Source organism: Jongsikchunia kroppenstedtii DSM 45133 (assembly GCF_000380485.1).
GTDB classification, from domain to species: Bacteria; Actinomycetota; Actinomycetes; order Mycobacteriales; family Mycobacteriaceae; genus Jongsikchunia; species Jongsikchunia kroppenstedtii.
Genome location: NZ_AQYG01000047.1, coordinates 38,214 through 63,913 on the forward strand (window position 1 = coordinate 38,214; position 25,700 = coordinate 63,913).

General features: G+C 65.8%; 28 protein-coding genes and 1 pseudogene. 19 read left to right on the forward strand and 10 right to left on the reverse strand.

What is annotated here, in order from left to right; all coding sequences use genetic code 11:
- Positions 1-112 precede the first annotated feature (112 nt).
- Positions 113-1,102, forward strand: a complete 990-nt coding sequence (locus G341_RS0111150; protein ID WP_026303545.1) for a TIGR03557 family F420-dependent LLM class oxidoreductase — start codon at positions 113-115, stop codon at positions 1,100-1,102.
- Positions 1,103-1,219: 117 nt separating this feature from the next.
- Here G341_RS0111150 and G341_RS0111155 read toward each other — a convergent pair whose 3' ends face one another.
- From G341_RS0111155 to G341_RS0111165, 3 genes are all read right to left on the reverse strand, one after another.
- The gene (locus G341_RS0111155) at positions 1,220-1,555 is read right to left on the reverse strand and encodes a hypothetical protein (RefSeq protein WP_018179225.1); all 336 of its coding nucleotides are present in this window, start codon (positions 1,553-1,555) and stop codon (positions 1,220-1,222) included.
- A 103-nt stretch (positions 1,556-1,658) separates the two neighbouring features.
- The gene (locus G341_RS0111160; protein WP_081622508.1) at positions 1,659-2,660 is read right to left on the reverse strand and encodes an IS481 family transposase; all 1,002 of its coding nucleotides are present in this window, start codon (positions 2,658-2,660) and stop codon (positions 1,659-1,661) included.
- Between the two features lie 150 nt (positions 2,661-2,810).
- Positions 2,811-3,239 carry a VOC family protein gene (locus tag G341_RS0111165; RefSeq protein WP_018179227.1) on the reverse strand — a complete coding sequence of 143 codons (429 nt, stop codon included), beginning with the start codon at positions 3,237-3,239 and terminating at the stop codon, positions 2,811-2,813.
- A gap of 62 nt (positions 3,240-3,301) precedes the next feature.
- Between G341_RS0111165 and G341_RS0111170 the strand changes: the two genes are divergently transcribed.
- The gene (locus G341_RS0111170) at positions 3,302-4,312 is read left to right on the forward strand and encodes a helix-turn-helix transcriptional regulator (RefSeq protein WP_018179228.1); all 1,011 of its coding nucleotides are present in this window, start codon (positions 3,302-3,304) and stop codon (positions 4,310-4,312) included.
- A gap of 64 nt (positions 4,313-4,376) precedes the next feature.
- On the opposite strand, the gene G341_RS0111175 is transcribed toward G341_RS0111170, so the two are convergent.
- Positions 4,377-4,580 (reverse strand): hypothetical protein, encoded by a 204-nt coding sequence (locus tag G341_RS0111175; protein ID WP_018179229.1) that lies wholly within the window; start codon positions 4,578-4,580, stop codon positions 4,377-4,379.
- A 336-nt stretch (positions 4,581-4,916) separates the two neighbouring features.
- On the opposite strand from G341_RS0111175, the gene G341_RS0111180 reads away from it, so the two are divergent.
- The 5 genes from G341_RS0111180 to G341_RS21800 all read left to right on the forward strand — a co-directional run bounded on the left by G341_RS0111180 (position 4,917) and on the right by G341_RS21800 (position 7,472).
- Positions 4,917-5,369 (forward strand): Hsp20/alpha crystallin family protein, encoded by a 453-nt coding sequence (locus tag G341_RS0111180; protein ID WP_026303546.1) that lies wholly within the window; start codon positions 4,917-4,919, stop codon positions 5,367-5,369.
- Between the two features lie 110 nt (positions 5,370-5,479).
- Positions 5,480-5,650: a hypothetical protein gene (locus G341_RS23800; RefSeq protein ID WP_155826930.1), complete on the forward strand. Its 171-nt coding sequence runs from the start codon at positions 5,480-5,482 to the stop codon at positions 5,648-5,650.
- 44 nt (positions 5,651-5,694) lie between these two features.
- Entirely contained in the window at positions 5,695-6,183 is a 489-nt protein-coding gene (locus tag G341_RS0111190; protein ID WP_018179232.1) for a flavin reductase family protein, read from the forward strand.
- A gap of 72 nt (positions 6,184-6,255) precedes the next feature.
- Positions 6,256-6,525, forward strand: a complete 270-nt coding sequence (locus tag G341_RS0111195; protein WP_018179233.1) for a DUF7218 family protein — start codon at positions 6,256-6,258, stop codon at positions 6,523-6,525.
- Between the two features lie 71 nt (positions 6,526-6,596).
- The gene (locus G341_RS21800) at positions 6,597-7,472 is read left to right on the forward strand and encodes a DoxX family protein (RefSeq protein ID WP_081622509.1); all 876 of its coding nucleotides are present in this window, start codon (positions 6,597-6,599) and stop codon (positions 7,470-7,472) included.
- A gap of 69 nt (positions 7,473-7,541) precedes the next feature.
- Here the strand turns inward: G341_RS21800 and G341_RS0111205 are convergent, their stop codons facing one another.
- Both G341_RS0111205 and G341_RS0111210 read right to left on the reverse strand, forming a co-directional pair.
- The gene (locus G341_RS0111205; protein ID WP_018179235.1) at positions 7,542-8,144 is read right to left on the reverse strand and encodes a Dps family protein; all 603 of its coding nucleotides are present in this window, start codon (positions 8,142-8,144) and stop codon (positions 7,542-7,544) included.
- A 71-nt stretch (positions 8,145-8,215) separates the two neighbouring features.
- Positions 8,216-8,794: a type 1 glutamine amidotransferase domain-containing protein gene (locus G341_RS0111210; RefSeq protein WP_018179236.1), complete on the reverse strand. Its 579-nt coding sequence runs from the start codon at positions 8,792-8,794 to the stop codon at positions 8,216-8,218.
- A gap of 189 nt (positions 8,795-8,983) precedes the next feature.
- On the opposite strand from G341_RS0111210, the gene G341_RS0111215 reads away from it, so the two are divergent.
- Together G341_RS0111215 and G341_RS0111220 are read left to right on the forward strand one after the other, a co-directional pair.
- On the forward strand, positions 8,984-9,553 hold the full coding sequence (locus G341_RS0111215; protein ID WP_026303547.1) for a hemerythrin domain-containing protein: 570 nt from the start codon (positions 8,984-8,986) through the stop codon (positions 9,551-9,553).
- Positions 9,554-9,559: 6 nt separating this feature from the next.
- Positions 9,560-11,944: a phosphoketolase family protein gene (locus G341_RS0111220; protein WP_018179238.1), complete on the forward strand. Its 2,385-nt coding sequence runs from the start codon at positions 9,560-9,562 to the stop codon at positions 11,942-11,944.
- 33 nt (positions 11,945-11,977) lie between these two features.
- Here the strand turns inward: G341_RS0111220 and G341_RS21805 are convergent.
- Positions 11,978-12,971: pseudogene (locus tag G341_RS21805) on the reverse strand (SDR family NAD(P)-dependent oxidoreductase).
- A gap of 60 nt (positions 12,972-13,031) precedes the next feature.
- Positions 13,032-14,786: a hydroxysqualene dehydroxylase gene (locus G341_RS0111230; protein ID WP_018179239.1), complete on the reverse strand. Its 1,755-nt coding sequence runs from the start codon at positions 14,784-14,786 to the stop codon at positions 13,032-13,034.
- 263 nt (positions 14,787-15,049) lie between these two features.
- Between G341_RS0111230 and G341_RS0111235 the strand changes: the two genes are divergently transcribed.
- The 3 genes from G341_RS0111235 (at position 15,050) to G341_RS0111245 (ending at position 17,591) form a co-directional block, all read left to right on the forward strand.
- Complete coding sequence (locus G341_RS0111235) at positions 15,050-15,733, forward strand: type 1 glutamine amidotransferase domain-containing protein (RefSeq protein WP_018179240.1); 684 nt, start codon at positions 15,050-15,052, stop codon at positions 15,731-15,733.
- A gap of 125 nt (positions 15,734-15,858) precedes the next feature.
- On the forward strand, positions 15,859-16,773 hold the full coding sequence (locus G341_RS0111240) for an NAD-dependent epimerase/dehydratase family protein (RefSeq protein WP_018179241.1): 915 nt from the start codon (positions 15,859-15,861) through the stop codon (positions 16,771-16,773).
- Complete coding sequence (locus G341_RS0111245) at positions 16,773-17,591, forward strand: SDR family NAD(P)-dependent oxidoreductase (protein ID WP_018179242.1); 819 nt, start codon at positions 16,773-16,775, stop codon at positions 17,589-17,591. The genes G341_RS0111240 and G341_RS0111245 overlap by 1 nt, the downstream gene beginning before the upstream one ends.
- Here the strand turns inward: G341_RS0111245 and G341_RS0111250 are convergent.
- Entirely contained in the window at positions 17,588-18,298 is a 711-nt protein-coding gene (locus tag G341_RS0111250; RefSeq protein ID WP_222836597.1) for a hypothetical protein, read from the reverse strand. The two genes, G341_RS0111245 and G341_RS0111250, sit on opposite strands and share 4 nt — an antisense overlap.
- A gap of 128 nt (positions 18,299-18,426) precedes the next feature.
- Between G341_RS0111250 and G341_RS0111255 the strand changes: the two genes are divergently transcribed.
- From G341_RS0111255 to G341_RS0111285, 7 genes are all read left to right on the forward strand, one after another.
- On the forward strand, positions 18,427-19,575 hold the full coding sequence (locus G341_RS0111255; protein ID WP_018179244.1) for a sensor histidine kinase: 1,149 nt from the start codon (positions 18,427-18,429) through the stop codon (positions 19,573-19,575).
- Complete coding sequence (locus G341_RS0111260; protein WP_018179245.1) at positions 19,572-20,240, forward strand: response regulator; 669 nt, start codon at positions 19,572-19,574, stop codon at positions 20,238-20,240. Before G341_RS0111255 ends, G341_RS0111260 begins: the two co-directional genes overlap by 4 nt.
- Before the next feature lie 117 nt (positions 20,241-20,357).
- Positions 20,358-21,284: a cyclase family protein gene (locus G341_RS0111265; RefSeq protein ID WP_026303552.1), complete on the forward strand. Its 927-nt coding sequence runs from the start codon at positions 20,358-20,360 to the stop codon at positions 21,282-21,284.
- Between the two features lie 106 nt (positions 21,285-21,390).
- Positions 21,391-21,975 carry a TetR/AcrR family transcriptional regulator gene (locus tag G341_RS0111270; RefSeq protein WP_026303553.1) on the forward strand — a complete coding sequence of 195 codons (585 nt, stop codon included), beginning with the start codon at positions 21,391-21,393 and terminating at the stop codon, positions 21,973-21,975.
- A 128-nt stretch (positions 21,976-22,103) separates the two neighbouring features.
- Positions 22,104-23,129: a DUF6670 family protein gene (locus G341_RS0111275; RefSeq protein WP_018179248.1), complete on the forward strand. Its 1,026-nt coding sequence runs from the start codon at positions 22,104-22,106 to the stop codon at positions 23,127-23,129.
- Positions 23,130-23,256: 127 nt separating this feature from the next.
- Positions 23,257-24,042 carry an IclR family transcriptional regulator gene (locus tag G341_RS21810; protein WP_018179249.1) on the forward strand — a complete coding sequence of 262 codons (786 nt, stop codon included), beginning with the start codon at positions 23,257-23,259 and terminating at the stop codon, positions 24,040-24,042.
- An 87-nt stretch (positions 24,043-24,129) separates the two neighbouring features.
- Positions 24,130-24,957, forward strand: a complete 828-nt coding sequence (locus G341_RS0111285) for an HpcH/HpaI aldolase/citrate lyase family protein (protein WP_026303554.1) — start codon at positions 24,130-24,132, stop codon at positions 24,955-24,957.
- Positions 24,958-24,972: 15 nt separating this feature from the next.
- On the opposite strand, the gene G341_RS0111290 is transcribed toward G341_RS0111285, so the two are convergent.
- Positions 24,973-25,587, reverse strand: coding sequence for a transglycosylase SLT domain-containing protein (locus G341_RS0111290; protein ID WP_026303555.1), 615 nt, complete (start codon positions 25,585-25,587; stop codon positions 24,973-24,975).
- Between the last annotated feature and the right edge of the window lie 113 nt (positions 25,588-25,700).

Here is a 25,700-nt window from a genome sequence, read left to right on the forward strand (position 1 = left end):
ATCGGCCGCTTGTACCCAATCGATGCCGTCAAGAAACACCCGGGCGGCGTTTCTCAGGACCAGGTTTTGGGTAGTCCGACCAACGCCGACAGGTCCACAAGGAGGTTTCTGCATGGTGACGCGATTTGGTTGCACACTCATGACCGAACAGTCCGGCCCGCGGGAGTTGGTGCGCTATGCCCAGCAGGCAGAAGCTGCCGGCTTCGACTTCGCCGTCTCCAGCGACCACTATTCGCCATGGCTGGCATCTCAGGGACACGCCCCCTTCGCGTGGAGCGTTCTCGGCGCGGTCGCCCAGGCGACGGAACGGATCGACCTGATGACCTACATAACCTGTCCCACGATGCGTTACCACCCCGCGGTCGTGGCGCAGAGCGCGGCCACGCTGGCGCTGTTGAGCGAGGGGCGGTTCACCCTGGGACTCGGGAGCGGCGAGAACCTCAACGAGCACGTCGTCGGGCGCGGCTGGCCGGCGGTGCCGCAGCGACAAGCCGCATTGCGAGAGGCGATCGAGATCATTCGAGCGCTGTTTTCCGGCGATACGGTCGACCATCGCGGAGAGTACTTCCAGGTCGACGCGGCCCGGCTCTGGGATATGCCGCAGGAGCCCATCAAGATCGGCGTGGCGCTGACTGGCGAGCGAGGGCTCGACGCCTTCGCGGATCTTGCGGATCACCTGATCGCCGTCGCGCCGGACGCCGAGCTGATCCGCCGCTGGAACGAGCGGCGGTCAACGTCTGCGGTCGGCGACGGTGCACGGGCTTTCGGTCAGATACCGATCTGCTGGGATCGCGACCGCGACAAGGCGATTCACCGCGCGCACGACCAGTTCCGCTGGTTCAGCGGCGGATGCGAGGTCAACGCGGATCTGCGCACCCCGGCCGGGTTCGATGCGGCGACGCAGTACGTGCGTCCGGACGACGTGGCAGATTCCATCCCCTGCGGACCGGACCTGACGGCGGTGGTGGAGGCCGTGCGGCCGTTCTGGGAGACCGGTTTCACCGACATCGCGCTGGTGCAGATCGGCGACGAGGGCCAATCGGAGTTCCTGTCCGACATCGCCCCGGAGTTGCTGACAAGGCTACGAGAAGCAGCCGGATGACCTGCCGATCAACGGCTTTCGGCTAGTGCTGATTCGTAGTGCGGACCACACGGTTCCGGGTGGAGAGACGTTGCCCGCTGCCGGTCACGGCACTCGCATGTGGGCGCACAAGCAACTCTAGACGCGACGGCTTCTCGCGCGCCGATCTCGCAGTTCCGACACCGAAAGCGGCCAGCGATACCGGCGAAAATAACGCTGCTCCTCGTCGTTCGTGACGTCTTCCATGAGCGGATCACGCTGGGTGCGATCTCGATATCTGTCGCGGTGTCGGCTGGCCGGCACCAGGAACATCGCGGCGGCCGCAAGAAGCGCCACCGCCAGACTGACGACGAGCACCAGCCAGGCCCACGAATTGTCGCCGCCCAGGCCGACGATACCGACGACGATGCCGGCCACCGCCACCAACAGAATGACGTAACCGAGCATCCCCCAGGCCTTGCGGAGCGGTTGCATGAGACCTCCTCGAGTCGCGGATCGTGCGGAACTGCCTCCCCATCCGGAGCCTGAATACCCATCGGACGCGATCCGGAAACGTCGAGCCCGCCGGCGATCGAGGCTAGTTGTAGGAGGCCAGCACATTGCTGACTCCAGTCGGGAGCCGAGAGGCTGGAGGTTCGCCATCCGCCGCGCTGTGCGGCCGGTGGTAGTTGTAGTGAACATTCCAGACGCCGAGCGCCTCTCGACGTTGGTCCTCTGAGATCCAGGTGCGGGCGTAGAGGAACTCCTCGGAGATGATCCGGTTGTAGCGCTCTACCTTGCCGTTGTGGCGGGGTGTGTACGGCGTGATCCGCTGGTGCCGCGAGCCGAGCAATGCCCGCGTGAAGGCTTCGGCGCGATAGCAGGCCCCGTTGTCGGTGACGATCCGCTCGATGAGGGTGATGCCGTGGGCGGCGAACCACGCGCGGGCACGGTGCATGAATCCGACCGCGGTGACGGCCTTCTCGTCAGGTAGGGCTTCGGTGTAGGCGAGGCGAGAGTAACCGTCGATGGCGGAGTGCAGGTAGATGTAGCCACCGCGCTGTGTCTTCTCTTTGTTGCGCGCGGCGTTCTTGGCTTGGTCGCTTCCGCGCCCGTGCGCCCGCCAGCCCCCGCCGTCGGGTATGCGGCCGACCTTCTTCACATCGATGTGAACCATATGGCCCGGTCGGCGGGCGATGATCTTGCGCGGCTCGCGGTTGGTCTCGCCGTTGGGGTCGATGAAGCGACGATGGTTCAAGCCTAGAGCGGCGAGGTGGCGAGTGACGGTGCGGCGGCTGATCAGGATGCCGTCTGCTGCGAGCTCGAAGGTGATCCGGGAGGCTGGCCACTTGTGAGTACGACGCATCTCCTCAATGCGAGCGACGACAGTGGAGTCGGTTGCTGAGGGCTGTCGATGGGGTGTGGGAGTCCGATCTTCCAGTCCGAGATCCCCATAGCGGCGGTAGCGGTTGACCCACTTCGACGCTGTGGCGCGAGAAATCCCCATCTCGGCCGCGACGTGCGCGATCGGACGGGCTGTGCAGCGGGCAACGAGGCGACGACGTCCTTCGACGGACAGCGGTGCGTTTCGATGAGTCATAAGTGTTCTTCAGGGAGGCGTGAACGATCGACAGGGACGATTCCGGTCTCGGCAAGGTGGTCCTGGAGCACCACAAGGCCCGGCCCACTCCGGTGTAGGTCGGAGCCTCTTCTCCAGCAGGGGCGCTTTACCCTGCTCGGCCCCAGGCTCTCAGCGTCCGTAGCGGCCGGCGAAGCGCTCAGTTGCTTCCGCACTCACTGGGCTGAAGACCCCCACCAAGTTCTGGTCGGGGTCACGGACAAAGAACACCCGGTTGCCCCACGGCATGAGTGCTGGCTCGGCAACGAACTCCATGCCCAGCGCGGCCAAGCGGGCGAACTCGGCGTCGACGTCCTGGACAAGGAACTCGAGGATGGCCGACCGGTTGGCGGCTGCCTCGGCGGAGCCGGGTGCGAACAGCGGCACCGTGGCGGTGCTGCCGATCGCGAGCGTTGCGGTCGGAGTGATGATCTCGGCGAATACCGGCGCGGGGCGTACGGCGGTGGTGCCGGTGAGCTGTTCGTAGAAGGCGACCATCGCATCGAGGTTGTCGGTGATGATGCGGGTCGAGACGAAGGCGGTGACATGCGAGTCGGTCATGGCCGTGACTCTAGAGTCGATACCGGGCTGAATCCGCCCGGTATTCATGGGAATCTATCCCCATGGCCCGCCCGACTGCTCGTGTGCTGACCCTCCTGGAGCTCCTCCAGGCCGGGGGAACCCAGTCGGTCGCAACGCTCTCCACGCGATTGGGCGTCGACGAACGAACCGTGCGCCGCTATGTCACGCAGCTGGTCGAGATGGGGGTCCCGGTCGAGTCGATCCGGGGTCGACACGGCGGATACCGAGTCGCGCCTGGCTACCGAATGCCGCCGCTGATGCTGACCGACGAGGAGGCCCTCACACTGCTTTTAGGGCTGGCCGTCGGCCGCCGTAGCGGCGGGTTGCCGATCGACGACGAGACCGTGGAAGACGCCATTAGCAAGCTGCGGCGCGTGCTCCCACAGGGAACGGCGGCGCGGTTGGACGCGCTGCTGTTTTCCGCGGACCTGTCACTCCTCGGCCCGTCGGACCGTTCGGCGCAGGCCACCGGTGACACCGATCCGAACGTGCTAATGATCGTCGCCGAAGCGGCGCGCGATCGTCACCCCGTTGAGATCGGCTACACCCGCCACGGCGGACAAGCCAGTCAGCGCACGATCCTCCCGTACGGCATTGTCGCCCGCTCCGGCCGCTGGTACGTCACGGGCCACGAGTCGCGCACCGGTGAGGTCCGGACGTTCCGCGTCGATCGGATCAGCAACCCCGTCGCGTTGCCTGGCTCGTTCAACCTGCCCGCCGGCTTCGACGTGAGGGCAGCAGTGTTGGCAAGCCTGGCTGCCACACCGTGGCGTTATCAGGTCTCGGTCCGCGTCGCCGGCACCGTCAACGAGCTGCGCCTGCAGGTACCCGCCGGGCTGGCAACGCTGGAGCCGGCCTCGTCCGACAACACGGAGCCGTGGACCCGCGTACGCCTGCGCGCTGAGCGGCTCGACTGGGTGGCCCCGTACTTCGCCGGGCTCGGCCGCGACCTCGTCATCGAAGAACCGAGCGAACTCCGGGAGCAGACCCGGGTTCTCGCCGAACGCCTGCTTGCTGCATGCGAGGACACTGCAAGCCAGCCCGCCACGTAGCCCGGCACCGGATCGGCTGCCATGGCGTCTGACCGGCCGTCAACAACCTCTTGGCCAGCAACAGCTAGTCGTTGGACACGTGGTAGAGATCCTGTTCAAACTCGGCTCTGGCGGCTCGTCCGATGGCGTCGCCGAGTATACGTTGAACACGTCCGCGCTCAGCCAACCTGCGCCGGCGAACAAGCTTCCCGATGAACTGTTTGCAACGGCCCTTCGTGGTCTCCGACACGGCTCTGATCCCGTCGGTGGTCGCGTTGCGTTCAGTCATGCGTGATTGTTCCTTTCGCCGGGTCGGCCAACGGTGTTGCACCATCTAGTCTTTCGCTTTCCACAAGAAGAGACTGTCAAACATCAGGCGCTACGTCAGCCACTCATTTTTCGATGTGGCCGGCGCGGCACTTGCGCGATCGATCCCCTACGGCGGTTCGGTGCGGACACTCGGTCGTCGGGTTGGCGCGACGGGACCAGCCATTTCCTGAAACAAGATATCCACGCCCCAGAACCACTGGCACTCTCCCGGACCGAGTGCTAATCTCAATGTCGCACAGTGAATGTCACGCTGCCTACCAAGGTGGTTGGGCAGCCTTAACGAGGAGGTGTAGCTGTGCTTCGTTTTGATCCTTTTGCCGATGTCGACTCCTTGGCTCGTAGCATGCTCGCCGGGCAAGCAGCTGGATCTCTGCGAGCTCCCCGGTTCATGCCGATGGACCTCTACAAAGTCGACGACCACTATGTCCTGACGGCAGATCTGCCCGGTGCCGATCCGGGATCGATCGACGTGAACGTCGAAAACGGGGTCTTGACCCTTGCGGCACAACGCACGTCGCCTTCGGACGAGGGCGTTCAGTGGCTCGCCAATGAACGCCAGGCCGGCTCGTTCCGGCGTCAGATCACCTTGGGTGACAGCATCGACCCGGGAAACATCGGCGCCCACTATGACAACGGGGTCTTGACCGTCACCATCCCGTTGGCGGCGCACGCACGGCCACACAAGGTGTCCGTCGAGCACCGTGATCGGCAGCGTGAGATATCCACTGCCAGAAAAGATACCGGCTAGTCGCTGATGCACGCCGACAACACTCACGGAGCGCGCTCGACCGATGCCCCGTGAGTGTTGTTGGCCTGCTTGGCGTTTGTTGTCCTTCCGCGGAATGAGAGGAGCATGCGATGCCGACCGATGAAGAGCGAGCCGTTCCTGAGGCTGATATTGCCGACGTGATCGAGCAGCAGATCGAAGCCGACCGTGACGACGGTGAAGACGAATACCCGCATCTCGATCCCGCATCCGACATCCCCGATGCGCCTCCGGACGATGGCCCGATCCGGCATCGTGCGTAGCGAAGCACGGCAACCATGAGATGGTGCCGGGGAGGGCATCAATCATGAGTGACGCATTCGACGACTTCGTCGACATGCTCGACTATCCGATGTTCGTCGTGACGACGCGGGCCGGCGATGATCTCGCGGGGTGCCTGGTCGGCTTCGCGACGCAGGCCAGTATCGACCCGCCGACATTCCTGGTCGGCGTCTCGATCGACAACCACACGTACGACGTGGCGCGCCGGGCCACGCACCTCGCCGTACATGCGTTGTCAGCCGAGCAGATCGAGCTTGCCCGACTCTTCGGCGGCGAGACCGGCGATGCCGTCGACAAATTCACCCGTTGCGCCTGGCATCGCGGGCCCGAGGGGCTGCCGATTCTCGACAACGTGAGCGGTTGGTTCGCCGGCGCGGTCCGCGACCGCTTCGCGATGGGCGACCACATCGGGCACCTCCTCGCTCCCATCGCCGGCGAGACCTCGACACGGGCGGACCGGCTGCTGTCGTTCGCCGATGTCCGAAGGCTTCAGCCTGGTCACGGCCGTTCGTGATTGGATTGCCGCCGCATTGGGTATGAGCGATAACCGGGGACAACCCCCGGCGGAGCGAAGAAAGGACCCGATATGCCGCAGCGAAGCCCCGGACCAAGCGTCAAGGACAAGAAGCTCTACGAGGATCTGCGTGATCGCGGCGATTCCAAGCAAAAGGCTGCACGGATCGCCAACGCGGCCGCGAACTCCGGCCGTAGCGCGGTAGGTCGGCGCGGCGGGTCTTCGCCGGCATATGAGGACTGGACAGTGACAGATCTCCGCAAGCGTGCTCGAGAGCTGGGCATTTCCGGACGTTCATCGATGAAGAAGAGCGACCTGATCGACGCCCTCCGCAATCACTGAGCACCTTTACCCATCATCGGCCGACCCTCCGTCGTGGACGCGAGGGTCAGCCCTGTGCAGAAGGGATTCACATGATCCGCCATGTCGCACGACCGCTACTTGGATCGATCTTCGTGTACTCCGGCTATCAGGCACTCGTCCATCCACAGCCCGTGGCCGAAGCCGCCGAGCCGCTGATCGACACGGCAAGCGATATCGCGCAGTCGGTCTCGACCCGCTCGGTGTCGGAACCGCAGAGCGCCCCGCCCGGACAAGGCGTGGACAACCACGCGCAAGGGGCGAACAAGCAAGCGCTTGCCCGCGCGTATGGCGGCGTTCAGCTGGGTGCTGGGCTGATGCTCGCCACCGGCCGCTTCCCGCGCCCGGCATCTCTTGTCCTCGCGGGCTCGCTGGTACCCGCCACCGCCACCCACTCGTTCTGGAATGAGGCAGACCCGGCCGCCCGCCAAGATCAGACGGTCCATTTCCTCAAGAACCTCTCCCTGATGGGCGGCCTGCTGATCGCCGGCTTTGATACGGAGGGCAAGCCTGGGGTGATGTGGCGCGCCCGGCGGGCCGCCACACGCGTATCCGATCAGGCGACGCGCATTTCTGGCGGATCCGACGACAAGCCGATCGCTCAGTACGCCGAGACCGCGAAAAGCGCTGCGGCGCACACCGTCGAGCACCTGGACGACGCAGCGACGGTCGTCGGCGAGAAGCTATCGGATGCCGTGGACCGGGCGAAGCCGGTGCTGTCCAAGACTGCGGCGCAGGCCTCGGACGCGGCGGCCGAGATCGGGTCGGCCGTGGGCCGAAATCTCCGGGAGTTACAAGCGGAGGCTCCACAGCTGGCCTCCGGGGCCGAACGAACCGCCCGTCGGACCGCACGGAAGGCCCGCCGCCAGACTCGTCGCCACGCAGCGAACCTGCGGGACAAGGCAGACGCACTGCGCACCGCTGACTGAAGAAAGTGGGTGCTAACTGAAGGGGGCCGCTGGCTATAAGCCAGCGGCCCCCACGCAACGATCATCCGATCAGCGGTGCGCGACCGGCGAATCCATTGCGCCGGCGCGTTCCGCTGCGGAGCGCTCGGTGTGAGCGCCCGCCGTGCTCAGCGATCCCGCTGCGTCTTCGAGATGTGCCCGCACGAACCAGTGCGCCTGCTCGAGCTCTCGGCAGTGGCCGATCAGCATGTCCTGCGTCACGGGGTCGGCGGTCTCGGTGTCGGCGATCGCGTGCCGATGGGCATCGATCACACCCGCATACACCACATCGAGCGCCCCCATGTGGTCGATCGCGTTCGCCCGCCGCAGGTCGTAATCATCCCAGGTGCGTTGGGCGACAAGTGCTCCGGGCGTTCCTACTGGCGATCCGCCGAGTGCGGCGATGCGTTCGGCCGTCTCATCGATCATCGATCGCACGGTCTCCACCTGCGGATCGAGCATCGTGTGGACGGCGACGAAATGGGTGCCGACCACGTTCCAGTGCACGTGCTTCAGAGTCAGTGCCAGATCGTTGAGCGCGTTGAGCCGATCCTGCAGTATCGCGATGACCGTGCCGGCATCGCCGACGGCAACACCGGGCACGCTGAAATAGATGGGGCTCGTTGCGGTTCCGCTTGCATGGGTCGCAGTCATCGTCTTGTCATCCTCCTGGTTCCTTCACTGTTGTTGACGTTGCGGTCACCGAAGTGGTCCGCCGATCACGATCACGATCCCGGCACCTGCCGACCGGCTTCGGTGAGTTCATCGGTAAGGGCCGAACAGAATCCCGGCAGATCGTCAGGTCCGCGACTTGTGATCAAGGTGTTGTTGCCGTGCCGGCACACGACCACCGGCTCATCAGTCCACTGTCCGCCGGCGTTGACGATGTCCGTCCGCAGGCTGTGCCACGAAGTCAAAGTCCGGCCCGGCAGCACGTCGGCCTCGACCAGCGTCCACGGTCCATGACAGATGGCCGCCACCGGACTGCCGAGTTCGAAGAACCTGCGCGCGAAGTCGACGGCAGGTTTATGCGTGCGGAGCTGGTCCGAATTCGCCACACCGCCCGGTATCACCAGCGCGGCGAAATCGGCAGCATCGACGTCATCGACCACGTGGTCGACGATGAATTCCTCTGCCGGGTCGAGATGTTCGAATGCCTGAACCGGCCCGGGGGTCGTCGCGACCAGAGTCGGCCGTAGTCCGGTTTCCTTGATCGCTTGCCATGGCTCAGTGAGCTCGACCTGCTCGATTCCCTCGGCTGCCACAAGGAAGGCAACCTTGTCACGTGTGGTGGTCTCCGGCATATGTCGTCATCCTCTCGCTCGGCGATCGACGGACGTCTGTTCCATGGTGACTACCCCGCATGTGCGGCACTGAAACCTGTGGTGCACTCGGCGAGCCGACCGATGCCAGCTCGAGGTTTCAAACCCGACGTTGGGTGGTACAAGCCCGTCGGGCTGTTGATCAACCCATCCAACGAGAAGGACTGGCAGATGACCCTCGCACAACACTCGACATCGAACGACGTGATTCAGCTGCTCGAAGCACAACACCTAGAGATCAAGCGGCTCTTCGCGGCAGCGCTGGACAGCCGGGCCGAGGAGCGGGAACGTGCGTTCTTCGAACTTCGCCGACTACTCGCAGTGCATGAGTCCGCCGAAGAAGAGCTCATCCATCCGCAGGCCCGATCCATGCTCAGTGACGGCAGCGCCATCGTCGACGAGCGCCTTGATGAGGAGCAGTCGGCAAAACAGATGCTGACCGAGCTGGAAGACCTTTCCGTCGACTCCGTCGAATTCACGACAAAGCTCAGCGCGTTGCGCGACGCGGTGGTCGAGCACGCCGAGCATGAGGAGCACGACGAATTCAATGTGCTGCGAGCCGAATTTCCGCAAGCAGATGCCGAACGACTGGCCAACGCGGTGGCGCTCGCCGAATCGATCGCGCCGACGCGCCCGCATCCGGACGTGAACACACCGAGCGAGAACATCCTGATCGGCCCGTTCGCGGCGATGCTCGACCGGGCGCGCGACGCGATCAATGGCCCCAGCCGGCAGACCTGAACGTCGATGACCGACGAGGAGACGATCGCGCCCACCTCGTATGCGTTGGGCGCCGCGTCCGGTCCGCTCGATGTGGATGAGCTGGCGCGCCTTGACGCCTGGTGGCGGGCCGCAAACTATTTGTCCGTCGGTCAGATCTATCTGCTCGACAACCCATTGCTGACCGAACCCCTTTGCGCCGAGCACATCAAGCCCCGGCTTCTGGGACACTTCGGCACCGTACCGGGCCTCAATCTGGTGTGGGCGCATGCGAATCGCCAGATTCTGCGTCGGGATCTGAACGCCCTGTTCATCGCCGGCCCCGGGCACGGCGGCCCCGGCCCCAACGCCTGCGCCTGGCTCGAAGGCACGTACAGTGAGTTGCACAGCCGAATCCGGCGCGATGCCGCGGGCATGCGAGAGCTGTTCGCGCAGTTTTCGTTCCCGGGCGGCGTCCCGAGCCACTGCGCTCCCGAGACGCCCGGATCGATCCATGAGGGCGGCGAACTCGGCTACTCACTGCTCCACGCATATGGTGCGGCGCTGGACAATCCGGACCTCACCGTGTTTGCGGTCATCGGCGACGGCGAGGCGGAGACGGCGTCGTTGGCCACCTCATGGCACGTCGGCAAGCTCATGGACCCGCAGCGCGACGGCACCGTGTTGCCGATTCTCGCGCTCAACGGCTACAAGATCGCCAATCCCACCGTGCTCGCGCGGATCCCCGAGTCGGAGTTGGACACGCTGCTGCGCGGCTACGGATACGAACCGCATTTCGTGAGCGGCGATGATCCGGCCTCCGTCCATCAGGACCTCAGCGCCGCGATGGACGCCTGCTTGGACTCCGCCGTCCAGGGGCGCACCGCCAACCCGCTTCGCGCTCCGCACCCGATGATCGTGCTGCGGACCCCGAAAGGGTGGACCGGTCCGCCAGAGGTCGACGGCAAGCCGGTCGCGGGAACCTTTCGGGCACACCAGGTCCCACTCCCCGGCGTTCGCGAAGATCCACGGCACCGCGACGTGCTGGAGCAGTGGCTGCGGTCCTATCGGCCCGAGGAACTGTTCGACGAAAACGGGGCCCCGGTCCCAGAGGTCCTGGCAGTGTGCCCGGACGGCGACAAGCGGATGAGCGCCGCGCCGGCCAGCAACGGCGGTGCGCTGCTCCGCGATCTGCGGCTACCGCAGTGGCGCGACTACGGCGTACCGGTCGGTGCCGCCGGCACGACGCGACACGAGGCCACCCGGGTGCTCGGCGAGTGGCTGCGCGATGTCACGAGTGCCAATCCGGACAACTATCTGACCTTTGCGCCGGACGAGCTGGCCAGCAATCGCCTCGACGCCATCCTGGAGGTCACCGGGCGTCGATGGCGCGAGTGGTCGAACGACGCGGACGTCGGGTTGGATCCGCAGGGCCGCGTCATCGAATTCTTGTCGGAGAACGTCTGCCAAGGACTCCTCGAGGGATACCTGCTGACCGGCCGGCACGGCGTGTTCACGTGCTATGAGGCGTTTATTCACATCGTGGACGCGATGTTCAATCAGCATGCGAAATGGCTCGACGCGAGCAGTCGGTTGCCCTGGCGCCGACCGATCGCGAGTCTCAATTACGTTCTGTCATCACATGTCTGGCGTCAGGACCACAACGGCTTCACACATCAGGACCCGGGTTTCCTCGATGTGGTGCTGAACAAGAAGGCGAAGATCGTCCGGGTGTATCTGCCCCCGGATACGAACACGCTGCTCGCCACGATGCATCACGTCATGGGGACCCGCAACCGGGTGAATGTGGTCGTTGCCGGCAAACAGCCCCAGGCCGATTGGCTGTCTGTCGAGGACGCGGCCGTGCACTGCGCACGCGGCATCGGGATCTGGGACTGGGCCGGCTCCGACAACACGACCGGCTCGCTCCCGGATGTGGTGCTCGGCTGTGCCGGTGATGTCCCGACGGCGGAGACCGTCGCGGCGAGCGCGATCCTGCGGTCCCGGTTGCCCGATCTGAAGGTTCGAGTGATCAATGTCGTCGATCTGATGCGTCTGCAGCCGACTGATGTGCACCCGCACGGGTTGGGCGACGCGGAATTCGACTCGCTGTTCACTCGAGATCGGCCGGTGGTCTTCGCGTTCCACGGCTACCCCTGGCTCATCCACCGACTGACCTATCGACGGCACAACCACGACCAGTTCCATGTCCGCGGCTACCAGGAAAACGGAACCACCACAACACCATTCGACATGGTGATGCTGAATGGCCTGGACCGTTTCCATCTGGTGATGGATGTGATCGATCGGGTGCCCGGACTGCGCGAGCGTGCCGCCGATGTCCGTCAAGACATGGTCGATGCGCGCATTCGAGCACGGGCATGGACACGCGAGCATGGCGATGACCTGCCGGAGATCGCCGACTGGCCGTGACGACGTCGTAGGCGTCAGACAGCCAAATATCCTCTACGACTTCGTTTTACCCTGCCGCATCGCGGCTACCGTGTCGGCGAGGGTCTCTCGCGGGTCGCGATACACGACGCCGAGTTCGCGCTCGCTGGGCGAGTCATCCGAATCCGGCATCTGCGTGTAGTACTGCATGCCGGCCTCGCTGAACGCCGAGTTGAGCGGCAGGACGCGGCCGAGCTGATCGAGGATTGCGCCGGCGGCACGCAGGAACGAATCCGGCACCGGAATCGAATGCACCGTGGTACCCGATACTTTCGAAAGCAGCTGCGCCACTTCATCGACCGACAATCGGTGGCCGCCGGCGGTATAGCGTCGCGGCCCGCGGCCGGGCTCCAGCAGCGCGGCATGCAGCATTCCCAGATCGCGAACGTCGACCACCAGCCAGGCGGCGCTGCGGCCGGGGAGCGACCGCACCTGCAGTGCCCCACGCACGCCCTCGGCGGCCTCGCCGAACTGTTCGCCGACGGGCGGCCCGAGCACCATTCCCGGGTACGTGATGTTCACCGGCGCGCCGGAGTTTTGCAGCTCCCGGGCGTACAACTCGACGCGCGCCTTCGACCGGCCATAGCCGTCCTCGCTGCCACCGGCCGCCGGCAGGTCCGCCTCGAACTTCTCCAGGCCCGGATGAAACAGGGCCGCGATGCTCGACACGTGCACGATCGAGTCCAGACCCAGGTCGGCTGCCTGGCCCAGGACATTATGTGCGCCTTCGAGATTCGTGGCCATCGTTCTCGGCCCGCGACGGGTCGGTGCTGACCATCGCCGCCGCATGGACCACGGCATCGCAGCCGGACAGCGCGCGTTTCACCGAGTCAGCATCGGTGATATCGCCCATCACATGATCGGAGACGTCGATGCCGAGGTTCGCCGTCGAGGAGTACAACCGCTCGGGACGACGAACCAGGAATCGCACGTCATGCCCCGCGTCGACGATCGCCTTCGCGGTCCATCCACCTACGAATCCGGTTCCACCGGTGACCAATACCCGCATACGACGACGCTAATGCGGACATACCGGCTGCCCCAGGGTTCGTCCCGAACGACGGGACGATCAGACGTCAAGGATGTGCGGCAGGCCCTGCCGCCACCGATCCCGGTCGAGATCCTTGAGCGGATCCATCAACTCGGGCTCCCACAACGGGTAGATGGCGGCCCGCTCGGCGTTGCTGTCGGTGCGGTCGAGGATCGCATTCGCCACGCGACGGCCGGATTCGTTGGCCCCCTCCATCGTCGCGAGATCGATGTTCGACCGGACATGGTCGCCGCCGATGAACAGGTTCGAGATCTCCGTCTCGGCGGTGGGGCGATGCGGGTACGAGCCGGCGGTATTCACCAGCAACGGGGTCGCATTGAAAGCCTTGCCGTTCCGCCAGGTCACGCCCGGATCCAGGTGCCACCTGACCAGTTCGTCGTCGTTGATCAGCCGATAGCCACCGCGGTTCAGCCCACGCCGGAGCTGCTCCCACACCTCGCGGCTGATCTCCTCGGCCGTGCATTGCTTCGCGGTCTTGCCGTACAGCACGCCGGGCACGTCCCAGTTCGAGATGTCGACCGACAGAATCTCCTGGACCTCGCCGTCGCCGTAGGTGCGACCGATATCCTGACCCCACGGTTCGGCCTGGAAGATCGCCGTCAGCGACCAGGGCGCCCCCAGCAGCGCGATATGCGATGTCGGGGTCCCGGCACGTTTGCGGAGGTAGTACTGAATGCCGACCATCCAGTCGTCGACGAGCTGACGGACCCCGGCGAGCCCGGGCGCCGCGCGCAGCACATCGGGAGTCAGCAGCGGCTTGAGCCGGTCGACCGGCATCGCCGTCATGTACCAGTCGGCGACCACCGACGACGTCGCGCCTGAGCTCGTCGTCACCTGGGTCTCCGTGATGCGCCTGCCGGACACCCGGAGACCGCTCAGCCCGGTGTTCATCACGAACCGCACGCCCCGCGATGTCAGATACCGGACCCACGGATCGATCCAGGCCTCGTTGGTGGGCCGGTTGAGGAGCCGGTCGATCCCCTGCAGCAGCCCGTTGGCATATTGCGGAACCAGCGGCCCGCTGCCCGCGTATGCCAGCGCCAGCGCCGTCTGCCCGATCGTGCGCGCCGACGCCGTCTGCGCCTTGGCCGCCACCAACGACGACGTGAACGATGTCGCCAGGTAGGTGCGGTAGTCGGCGGACATCTGATACGCCTTGATGTAGTTCATCCACGACACGTTGTCCCACTGGCCGATTCGACGTTCCTGGCAGCTGGTGGCCATCACCGTCATCCGCAGCGCCGCATATGTCTGCTCCGTCATCGGGATGTTCTTCATGCTGGCGAACATGTCGATGAACGCGTTCTGAATGTTCTTCAGCTGCAGCGTCGTATCGGCCGTCTTCTTGATCCCGATCCGGGACGCCGGCATGATGACCGGCCGGTAGTCGGCGCCGTAGAGGCCCAGCGTGAGCGCGTCCGCACTCACCAGGTGGGCCGCCTTCACGTTGCTGTCCCCCACCGGGATTCGAGACATCGTGTTCGGCACATGCTGATAACAGCCGGGGAAGAACCGGAAGCCATGTTCGCCGGGCAGGTCTTGACGCCCACCCTTTCCGGTGCCGACGACCGGCATGCTCCGCGCCTTGCCGCCAAGGTATGACGGCTCGTACACGGTCACCGAATAGCCGCGTTCGATCAGCTCGTGCGCGGCCGACAGTCCGGCCATGCCTCCGCCGAAGATCGCCACCTCACGGCCACGCGCTCGACCGGTCGACGGGTTCGCGGCCGCGTGCGGTGCGAAGGCGGTGGATCCGAACATCGCAGCGCCCATCGCCGCGCCGGTCCCCCGCAGCAGATCCCGTCTGGAAACACCGTGTGCAGCGCCGATCCCCAATTTTTCTCCCACTCAGCGGCCCGACCCACTGGACGCGAACACTATCGCGGTCGGTCCGCGACGGTGCCACGGGCCGGGTATCGGCGGTCGCTGGATTCGCGCAGTGTCGCCGACCAGCCACGCGGGACGCCCAGCATTGCGAAGATGAGACGGCGGCGGATTTCCCGATAACACCACGACACAGGACGAGGACACAGCCCATGGCCACCCGCATCTTGAACGTCGTCACAAACGTCGGCCACTACGACGATCCGTCCCATGAGACGGGTCTGTGGCTGTCCGAACTTACGCACGCCTGGCACGTCTTCGAACAGCACGGATTCGATCAGTCCATCGTGAGCCCCGCGGGCGGGCCCAGTCCGCTGGAGCCGCGGTCGCTCACATTCCCCAACTACGACAAGACCGCGAAGGCATGGCGAGCCGACACCGCACGAATGGCGCTCCTCGAGCACACCGCGAGCCCCGACCAGATCGATTCGGCCGACTACGACGCCATCTTCTTCACCGGCGGGCACGCCGTCATGTACGACTTCCCGGACAGCGACGGGCTGCAGCGGATCAGCCGGGAGATCTTCGAGCGCGGCGGCATCGTCGCCGCGGTCTGCCATGGCTACTGCGGCCTGCTCAACACAAAGCTGTCCGACGGCAGCTATCTCGTCGCGGGCCGCGAGCTCACCGGGTTCGCCTGGCAGGAAGAGGTCCTCGCGCGGGTGGACAAGCTCGTGCCCTACAACGCCGAGGCAGAGATGAAGAAGCGCGGGGCGCGCTACCGGAAGGCCCGGCTGCCGTTCGTCTCCTACGCGGTGGTCGACGGCAACCTCGTCACCGGCCAGAACCCCGGATCGGCAAAGGAGACCGCGACGAAGATCGCAGCCAAGCTCTAACTCTCTCCGCTCAGTGGGAGCTTCGGTGAACGCCGCCGCATGCGCGCGTTAGCTTCGGGGCGTACGCGATTCGCACGAAATACGTCACCGCTGTTGATGCGGCAACTAGGAAGGCCCACGATCGAATGGACATCCTGATAGTCGGCGGCTCCGGAATGATCGGCGCATCCACGGCACTGCACCTGCGCGAGCGCGGCAACGCGGTCACGGTCGCCGCTCGTCGGCCGCTCGACGAGGACTCGCCGGTACGGGACTTCCCCGCGCTGCTGGGCGACTACACAGAACAGACCTTCACCACCGCACAGCTCGCACCGTTCGACGCGATCGTCTTCGCTGCCGGCCAGGATGTGCGACACATGCCGCGCGACACCGATGCGGCCACCTTCTGGGAACGCACCCAAAGCCGTGGCGTTCCCCAGTTCGCGGCGCTGGCCAAGCAGGCGGGTGTCGGCCGGTTCGTTCAAGTCGGCAGCTATTACCACCACCTGCACCCCGAGCTGGCGGCCACGGTGCCCTACATCGCCGCCCGCCAGGCCGCCGACGAGGGTGCACGCGCGCTCGCCGACGAGGACTTCGCGGTGTGCACGCTCAATCCCCCGTCGATCCTCGGCGCGATCTCCGGTGTTTCCGCCCGCCGCTATCGGCGGTTGTTTGCCTGGGCGGCCGGCGAGGTACCGGACATCCCGGATTTTGCTCCGCCGGGCGGGTCCAACTACATGTCGGCGCGGTCGCTGGCGCAGTCGATCGCGGGTGCGGTCGAACGCGGCGAATCCGGGCACGCCTATCTGATCGGCGACCAGAACCTGACGTTCCGCGACTATTTCCAGATGCTGGTCGACGCTGCCGGCGGGGGCCGGACCATCGACGAGCGCGATGAGGAGCATCCGCTGCTCCCCGATTCGATGATCGTTCAGGGGCGCGGCAACACCATGTTCTACGAGCCTGACGCGGCGGAGACCGCGCTGCTCGGCTATGACCGCGACGACTGCGCGCGGGCGATCGCGGAAATGGCACAGGTCGTCCGGAGCGCTGCCGAATAATGGCCGCCACGACAACGACTTTCGCGCCCGGGCCACTGCTGCGAGGCCGGCGGGCCATCGTGACCGGTGGTGCGGCCGGCATCGGGGCGGCCATCGTCAAGGCATTCGCGTCGCACGGCGCCGACGTTCTCGCCGTCGACATCAATCCGGGCGGTGACCTCCAGTTCGATCGGGATGCCGGCGGCGCCGTCACGTTCCTGACCGGTGACGTGCTGAGCGAGACGGTGGACGCCGCACTCGTCGCGCATCGGCCGGATGTCCTGGTGCACAACGTGGGCCATTTTCACCGTGCGCCGCAACGATTCGCCGACGACACCGCCGACCAGTGGTCGGCGCTGCACGAGGTGAACATCGGTCATGTGCTCCGGTTGACCCACGCCGTCCTGCCGGGCATGGCCGAGCGCGGCGGCGGATCGATCATCAGTCTCACGACGGTCGAATCGCATCGGGCCATTCCCGGGCACACGGTCTACTCGGCGTACAAGGCCGCCCTCACCCAGTTCACCCGCTCGCTGTCGGCCGAGGTCGGCCCAGATGGCATCCGAGTCAACGCGATTGCGCCGGACCTGATCGAGACGCCGCAGGTTCCCTACGCGGAGATCGTCCCCGAGTCCAACCGGCCGCTGTGGCGCAACTGGTCGCCGCTCGGCGGGCCCGGCACCCCCGAGGACGTTGCCGGTGCCGCACTGTTTCTCGCCTCCGACCTCTCTCGCTTCGTCACCGGGTCGACCATCCACGTCGACGGCGGCACCCACGGGTCGGGCGGCTGGGTACCGCGGCAGAGCGGCGGCTGGACCAACCGGCCGCGCAACCCCTAGACGACCGGGCGCCGCGGTGCGGTTCGGAGAATGCCGACGCCGACAATCGCGATCCAGAGCATCGTGATCAGCCCGACCAACGCGTCCGCGCCCCAGCCGTTCACGGCATAGAAATGCGTGGCGTCCATCCCGAAGTACATGGAGGGCACCGCGGCGAGGTTGAGAATCGCCACGACGACGCTGCCGCGAATGACGCGCGGCCCGGCGATGCGCTCCCCTCCCGGCACGGAAGCCGCGTGCGCGAACCCGCCGAGGAACATGGCGATGAAAATGTGCGCGATCGGGCCGTGTGCCAACGCCATCGCTGCCGCCAACGGCCCGTCCGTGGTCGGGTCAAGCGTGCCGTCCGGGTACTCCAACACCGTGCCCACTTCCAGCGACGTTGCGAACAGGATGACGACCGCGTAGATCAGCAGCGACGCGGTCGCGATCCGACCTGATAGTGCGGCGACGTGACTCCCGGTGCTCTTGAGCGGCCCTGCCACCGCGATCCCGAACACCAGCAGCGCCGCAACAAAAATCAACGTGACCAGCCCACGGGTCAGCACGTTGGACGCCGGTGGTGCATCGGAGTACACGAAGTACAGGCCGACGACCGGCACCGATAGCAGGCCCGCAAGCACCGCGGCCCAGCCCGCAGCTCTGATATCGAACTGGTTGCCACCCAATGCATTCGGCTGAACTGATTGCTCCGTTGTGATCCTCATGTCATGAGCGTGCCGCGACCCGGGCGGCCGAGCATCTGCCGACCGGGTCGACTCGGTGGACCAAAGTCGACCGCCGACTACAACTTTCGACGACATCCATCGGGCCCTCGACCATCTAGGGTGGCACTGTGCAGCGCGGTACGGAGCAAGGAATCCGCGGCCTTTGCCATCGCATCGAGCCGGGCGCACGGGCAGCGCTCGTCGTCCTGGCATCCTTCGCCGGCGGGCTGGCCCTGTTGTTCCTCGTTCTCGAGCAGCGGCCCGACGGACTCTGGCGGTACGTCGACATCGGCGTCGGCGCAGTGGCTTGCCTGCTGCTGCTGATTCGCCGTCGCGCCCCGGTGCTGGTCGCGATCGTTCTTGCCGGTGTCGCGGCCGTATTCGCTACCGCGGGTGTGGCCAACTACGTGGCGTTGTTCGCCGTGGCGCGACGCCGCCGGCTGGAGGTCGCGTTCGCCGTCGCGATCATCGACATCGTCGCGGCGCTGGTGTTCTGGTCGCTGTATCCAGCGAATGCCAGCGTGAGCCTCACCGTTGTGGTGAACGTCGCGATCGCCGTCGCGGTGGTCGCATGGGGCGCACTGCAGCAGACCCAGCAGGATCTCGTGGAGGTGTATCGCGACCGGGCGGTGCGCATCGAGCGCGAACAGGAGCTGCGGGCCGAGCGGATTCGGATGGCCGAACGCGAGCGCATCGCCCAGGACATGCACGATTCCGTCGCGCATTACGCCTCGTTGATCGCGCTCTACGGCGGTGGACTCGAGGTGGCCGGCGCCACCGACCCGCGGACTGTCAGCGAGACCGGCCGAACGATTCGCCAGACCGCCGGCCGCGCTCTGGACGAACTGCGCACGGTGATCGGGATACTGCGCGACCCATCGGAGCCGATCGCGGCCGACTCCGGCACTGATTCCGTCACTGAGCTGGTCGACGAGGCCCGCGCGGCCGGCCAACTCGTCGTCGCGCATATCGACCACAGCGTTGACGGCACCGAATGCGCTGTCGCCGAGGATGTTTACCGGATCGTGCAGGAGGGGCTGACCAACGCTCGTAAGCATGCGCCCGGCGCGCTGGTCACCGTCGACGTCGAGCGGCTCGACGACGCGGTCCTGGTCACCATCACCAACCCCACGGGCGACGCGGCAATCAAGGCGCCCGGCAACCGGATCGGGCTCGTCACCCTGACCGAGCGGGCCGAAGCGATCGGCGGCAGCTTCGAGCACGGCGAAACGCCGCGGGGCGAATTCCGCATCCATGGAAGGCTGCCCTGCGAATGAGCCCGACCACTGTGCTGCTCGTCGACGACGATCCGATGGTCCGCACCGGATTGTCGATGGTCCTGTCCGCGGATGACTCGATCGCGGTGGTCGCCGAAGCCGCGGACGGTGCCGAGGCCCTCCTCCGCGCCCGCGAGCTCCGACCCGACGTTGTCTTGATGGATCTGCAGATGCCGCACGTCGACGGGGTCGAGGCCACCCGACGCATCCGCTCCGAACTGACCGTTCCGATCCTGATGCTGACCACCTTTCATCTCGATCTACACGTCATCGATGCGCTGCAGGCCGGCGCCAACGGCTATCTCCTCAAAGACATAGCGCCGCAAGAACTCTGCCACGCCGTCCATATCGCGGCCGGCGGCGAATCGGTCTTCTCGGCGCGGATCACCCGGCAACTCGTCGCCCGCCATGACGACACAACCGACGCTGCGGCCGACAAGAGCCGTCACGCACTCGATGCACTGACGGATCGGGAACGGACGGTCGCCGAAGCGGTGGCCGAGGGCGCATCCAACGCGACCATCGCCCAGGCGCTGTTCATGAGCGAGAGCACCGTCAAGACGCACATATCCCGCATCCTGACCAAGACCGGGCTGGATAACCGGGTTCAGCTCGCTCTCTTGGTGTTTCAGGTCCAGCATGCACAGCAACGACGACCCGGCTGAGTGCGACGTGCCGCCGCGCAACGCACCCACTGAGCGGAATTCACCCGCGACTCAGCCGCGCTGTCGGGCACACTCGACCGCGACGCCCATCCGCCCTGCACGTCGAGGAGTGCCGACATGGTTGACCCGATACCGAATATGCGTGAGCTCGCGGCCCAGGTCAGCAACTGGGGCCGGTGGGGCGATGACGACGAACTCGGCACCACCAATCTGATCACTCCGGAACGCGTGGCCGCGGCAGCCGCGCTGGTACGGACCGGCGACATCTTCGATCTCGGAATCCCGCTCGACAGCAACGGCCCCCAACCCGGCGGATTTCGGATCAACCCGATCCGCTTGATGTCCGAGAACGGACAGGAGCAGATGTTTCCGGGCGGATTCAAGTACGCCGACGACTACATCTTCATGCCGCTGCAGGCCGGTTCGCAGTACGACTCGCTCGCGCATGTGTATTACGACGATCAGCTCTACAACGGGTTCCCGGCGACCGGCCTCACGGTCAAGGGCGCCGACAGATGCGGTATTCACACGCAGGCGCGCGGCATCGCCGGCCGCGGCGTGCTCCTCGACGTCGCGCGGCACAGTGGGGTGGACTGGCTCGAGGCCGGCTCGGTGATCAGCCCGGCCGAACTCGATGATGTGGCCACCGCGCAGGGCGTCGAGATCGGCCCCGGCGACATCCTGCTGATCCGAACCGGTTGGCGCGCAAAGTTCGTCGCCGAGCGGGACGCGACGGCCTTCATGTCCGGCGAGCCGGGCCTCGGCCTGGCGTGCGCCGCGTGGCTGCGGGAACGGGATGTCGCGGTGATCGGCTCCGACAACTTCGCGGTCGAGGTGCTGCCTGGGGAGAATCCCAAGGCCGCGCTGGAGCTGCATATGGTGCTGATCCGCGACATGGGCATGACACTCGCCGAAATGCTTGACCTCGAACAGCTTTCGGCCGCGTGCGCCACGGATGGCGTCTACGAGTTCTTCTATACCGGGTCTCCGCTGAAGTTCACCCGCGGCATCGGTTCCCCGATCAACCCGCTCGCCATCCGCTGATCTCAGATATAGATCCGTCACAGCGCTTCAGCCCTTTTATGGCGGCACCCGAGGCCTCCTTCGCTATTGTCACCGCATGAGCTCCGAACGTGCCGGCACCAAAGGAATGCCGCGCTCCGACCGCGAATCGCTGATCATCGACGCGGCGACGGCGGAGTTCGGCAAGTCCGGCTACTCCGGAACACAGGTCACCCGGATCGCCGGCGATGCGGGTGTGTCCAAAGCGCTTGTGCTGTCGTATTTCGGCTCAAAAGACAAGCTCTTCGTGGCCTGCGTCGACGGTGTCGGATCGCGACTCACGGCGGCGATCGCCGACACGATGACCACGACGAGCGCCGACGACTCCGACATCGGTGCCATCGCGGTGCTGGCCACGATCTTCGCGACGCTGGCCGATCGCCCGACCGACTGGCATCTCCTCTTCGATCGCACGGTGCGGGCCGGCGTGGCCGCCGATGCCGCACACGAACAGCGCCAGGCCCTGCGCCTGCAAGCGGCGGCGGGCGCGACCCGCGCGCTGCAGATCCTCGGACTACGGGATGCGGACGACCTGTCCGCGGCGTCGATGATCTGGGAGAACTCGGTGTCCGCGTTGGTCGAGTGGTGGTTGCAGCACCCCGACGAGACCGCACAACAGATGACTGACCGCGCGCGCCGCCTGATATCCGCACTCGCCGGTATCTCCCGGTGATTCCCCCTCAAACCGATGCTCGAGCAGGGCTTGACGTCGAATTGACCTATCGGTAACTTTCCTCGCAGTCACTTTGGCTGCGGCGGCCACCGAATCGCAGTCATCGTCAGAACCGAGGAGAAAATCGCATGCAGGCCCTGGACTCCGTGTCGCTCAACATTCTTGCCCCACTGTTCAACCGCACCGGAAGACTCAACGGGCATCCCTTTGATCCCGCCACCCCGCTTCATCTCCCTCAGGGGAAGTGGAAGATCATCCACTTCGGCATGATGATCCCGGACCTGCCCGATCCGATCCGCTTCTTCGACATCATCGCGATCCTCGGAACCGCATCCCGGGTCCCGGCTTTCGCCGCGCCGTCGTTGCTGACGACCGATCCCGACGACGCCGCCTGGCTGCTGGTCGGTTCGGGGACCTCGCGCGACAACTTCCACTGCTACAGCGCCGAGCAGGACTGCGATTTCGCCGACGACGTGTCCCGCCTGCGGTGGGGCGACCAGCTCACGATCACTCGCACCGATGAGCGGATCACCGTGCACGCCAACCCGAAGGGCCTGCGCGCCGAACTCACGGTTCGCCCGACACGAGAGGTGTCGCATTTCGCCCACCTGCCGGGCCTCTACGACCACTGGAGCATCCTGTGCGAATACACCGGCACCTTCATGACCGACGATGGCACGGTCGTTGAATCGTCCGGCTTGACCACCTGGGAGTACGCCCGCGGACGTAGCGACGTGCCGCTGCCCATCTACGTGTTCACCTATCAGATCCTCAACATCAGTCCCCGCGTCCAGGTGCTGCTGGTCGAGTTGCTCGGCCCGGGCGGCGTCGCGATCCAGCGGACGGTGTACGTCCGCGACCTAGACGGTGAAAGCCGCTTCTACACCAAAGGATTCACGCACTCGGTGTCGCGGTACCTGCCGCACACCACGCCGGACGGTGTCGAGATGGCGCTGCCGGCCGAACTCAGCTGGTCGGTGCTGGACGACCACGGGCACGAACTCATCACCATCCGCGGAAAGGCCAACGACGACTACGCGTACGGCATGGCCGGCGGTTTCGCCGGCAGCTACGAGTACACGGGCCGCTACAAGCGCCGGCCGATCGAGGGCACTGCCTATATCGAATGGATCGATCGCCGCAAACAGCGCTGACGATCCTCGATCGCCGCCCACTCAGTGGAATCATGCGTCGCGCCGGGCCGCGGTGAGCGCGATGCTCACGGCGGGCACGCCCTGCGCACCTGGTACCCAGTGAGACGGCGCGCCCCGGAGGAGCGTCATGGTCGACAAGCAAGGGGCCGAACTTCCAGCCGGCACACTGGAACGGGCGGAGCTGGTGTTCACGGCGATCGAGAATCGTGGCACCGCCACGTTCTCTGAGATCGTGCGCCTGACCGGCCTACCCAATTCGACGGCACATCGACTGCTCGACCGGCTCGTTCGGCTCCGCTGGTTGGCTCGCAACGAACGCGGATACGAGCTCGGGATCCGGCTGTTCGACCTGGGCTCCCAGGCGATTCGCGGACACTGGTTCCATCGCGCGGCACTCCCCGCATTACGGGAGCTGCATCATCGGACCGGCCTGGTCGTGCACCTCGGTTTCCTCGATGGCGACGACACCGTCTATTGGGAGAAGGTCGCCGGCAGCATCGGCGCGAAGGTGCCGACTCGGGTCGGCGGACGGTATCCGGCGTATCGGAGCGCGGTCGGCAAAGCCATGCTGGGACGGCTGTCGGCCGAGGACATGGAGGATGCGATCACCGCGGCGCAGCATCGTGAGACCGACACGCGTTTCCACAAGATCCTGCGTTCGGAACTCGAGACGTCCCGCGGCACACACGTCGCCTTCGATCGCGCCGGCTCGATACCCGGCCTCGGCTGTGTCGCCGCGCCGATCGACTACCCGCTCCCGGTACCGGCCGCGGTCTCGGTCTGCGGACCGCTGGCCAGCGTCGCCAGCGACCGCCGACTGATCCTCTCGGTGCAGCGATCCGCCGCACAGATCACCGAACAGGCCCACCGGCATGACCCGGCCACCCTTCGGGGGCGACCGATAGCCCGCTGATCCGACGTCAGGCGAACTGCGATCCCGGATGGAAGCGCTGCACCGCGCATGTAGCTGCCGCCGCGGATCGCCTGTGAGACAGTGGGCATTGTGGACGTCAGTTCGGAAGCATCCAGATCGTGGTTGCTGGTCAATGCGGCGGGCCAGACACCATTCGAGTCATTCGTCAATGGCACCGACGCCGACGAGGTCATCCTCGACCTCGAGGACGCCGTCGCGCCGAACGATAAGAATGCGGCCCGAGCCAAGGTCACCGAGTACCTGAACTCCGGCGGACGGGGCTGGGTGCGCATCAACGACGCGTCGAGCGAGTACTGGTCCGCCGACTGCAACGCGCTCGCCGACGCCAGCGGCCTCAAAGGGGTCGTCCTCGCCAAAGCCGAGGGCGGAAATCACATGTGGGACACCGCGAATCGGCTCGGCGGCGGTGTTCCGGTGATCGCCTTGATCGAGACCGCGCGCGGCCTCGCCCGAGTTCACGACATCGCGGCCGCCCGACCCTGCTTCCGCATCGCGTTCGGGGTCAACGACTACACGCTCGACATCGGCGTCGAGAACGACCCGATGGCGTTGGCGTACAGCAGATCTCAGCTTGTCGTCGCCTCCCGCGCCGCCCATATTCCGGGTCCGATCGACGGCCCGACCCGCGATCAGGCACAGCTGGCAGACGGCGTCGCGCTCACCCGCCGGATGGGCATGACAGGAAAGCTCGCCCTGGACTCGGGTCAGATCGCGGAGATCAACACCGGACTGAGTCCGGCGCCCACCGACATCGCATGGGCGCACGCCTTCGTCGAGACCTTCAACAAGAACGGCGGGAAGCCGAAGAACGGCAGCGACCTGCCTCGACTGCACCGCGCCCAGACGATCCTGCACAAGGCGGACATGCTCGGCATCGCCATTCCGGCGACCTGATGGCGAACGGCGTGATCAGTACGCCGAGTTGACGTTGTCCATCGAGCCGTAGTTGTGGGCCGCATAGTTGCAGGCCGCGGCGATGTTCGCGACGGGGTCATAGATGTCGAAGCTGGTCCCCGGAACGTGATAGACCGCGAAGGTCGTCTGGATCACCTGCAGCAGCCCCTTCGACGGATTGCCGGCCGCGGCGTTCGAGTCGTACAGGTTGATCGCCTGCGGATTGCCGGTCGATTCACGCATGACGTTGCGGTAGATCCCGTCGTAGCTGCCTGGGATGCCGTTCTTCTTCATGATGTCCAGCGCCTCACGGATCCAGCCGTCGAGGTCATTGGTGTATTTCGGGGCGGCAGGGGCCGGCGCGGGGGCCGTGACGGCCGCAGGTGCGATCGTCGGGGTGACGACCGGTGCCGCCGCCGGCGCGGCCGGCGATGCGGCCGAGACGCCGATATTCGACGGAGCCTGAACGCTGCGAGCCGGGGTCACGGTCGCGTGCGCCTGATCATTCATCGTGCCCGCACCGGCCGTCACCAGGCCGGCGATGGCCACCGCGGACAGCCCCAACGTGCCGAACGCGCGCGTACGCGGCGTAAAACGACCCATGATGGCGTGCTTCGATACAACGGACATGACTACTTGTTCCTGACTTAACATTTCGGCCGGGCTTCCGACCGGCAGCAGTGAGCCGCGCACCGGCACAGGGCATGCGCCAGCGACGCGAAGCATTGCTGCTGGGATGGACT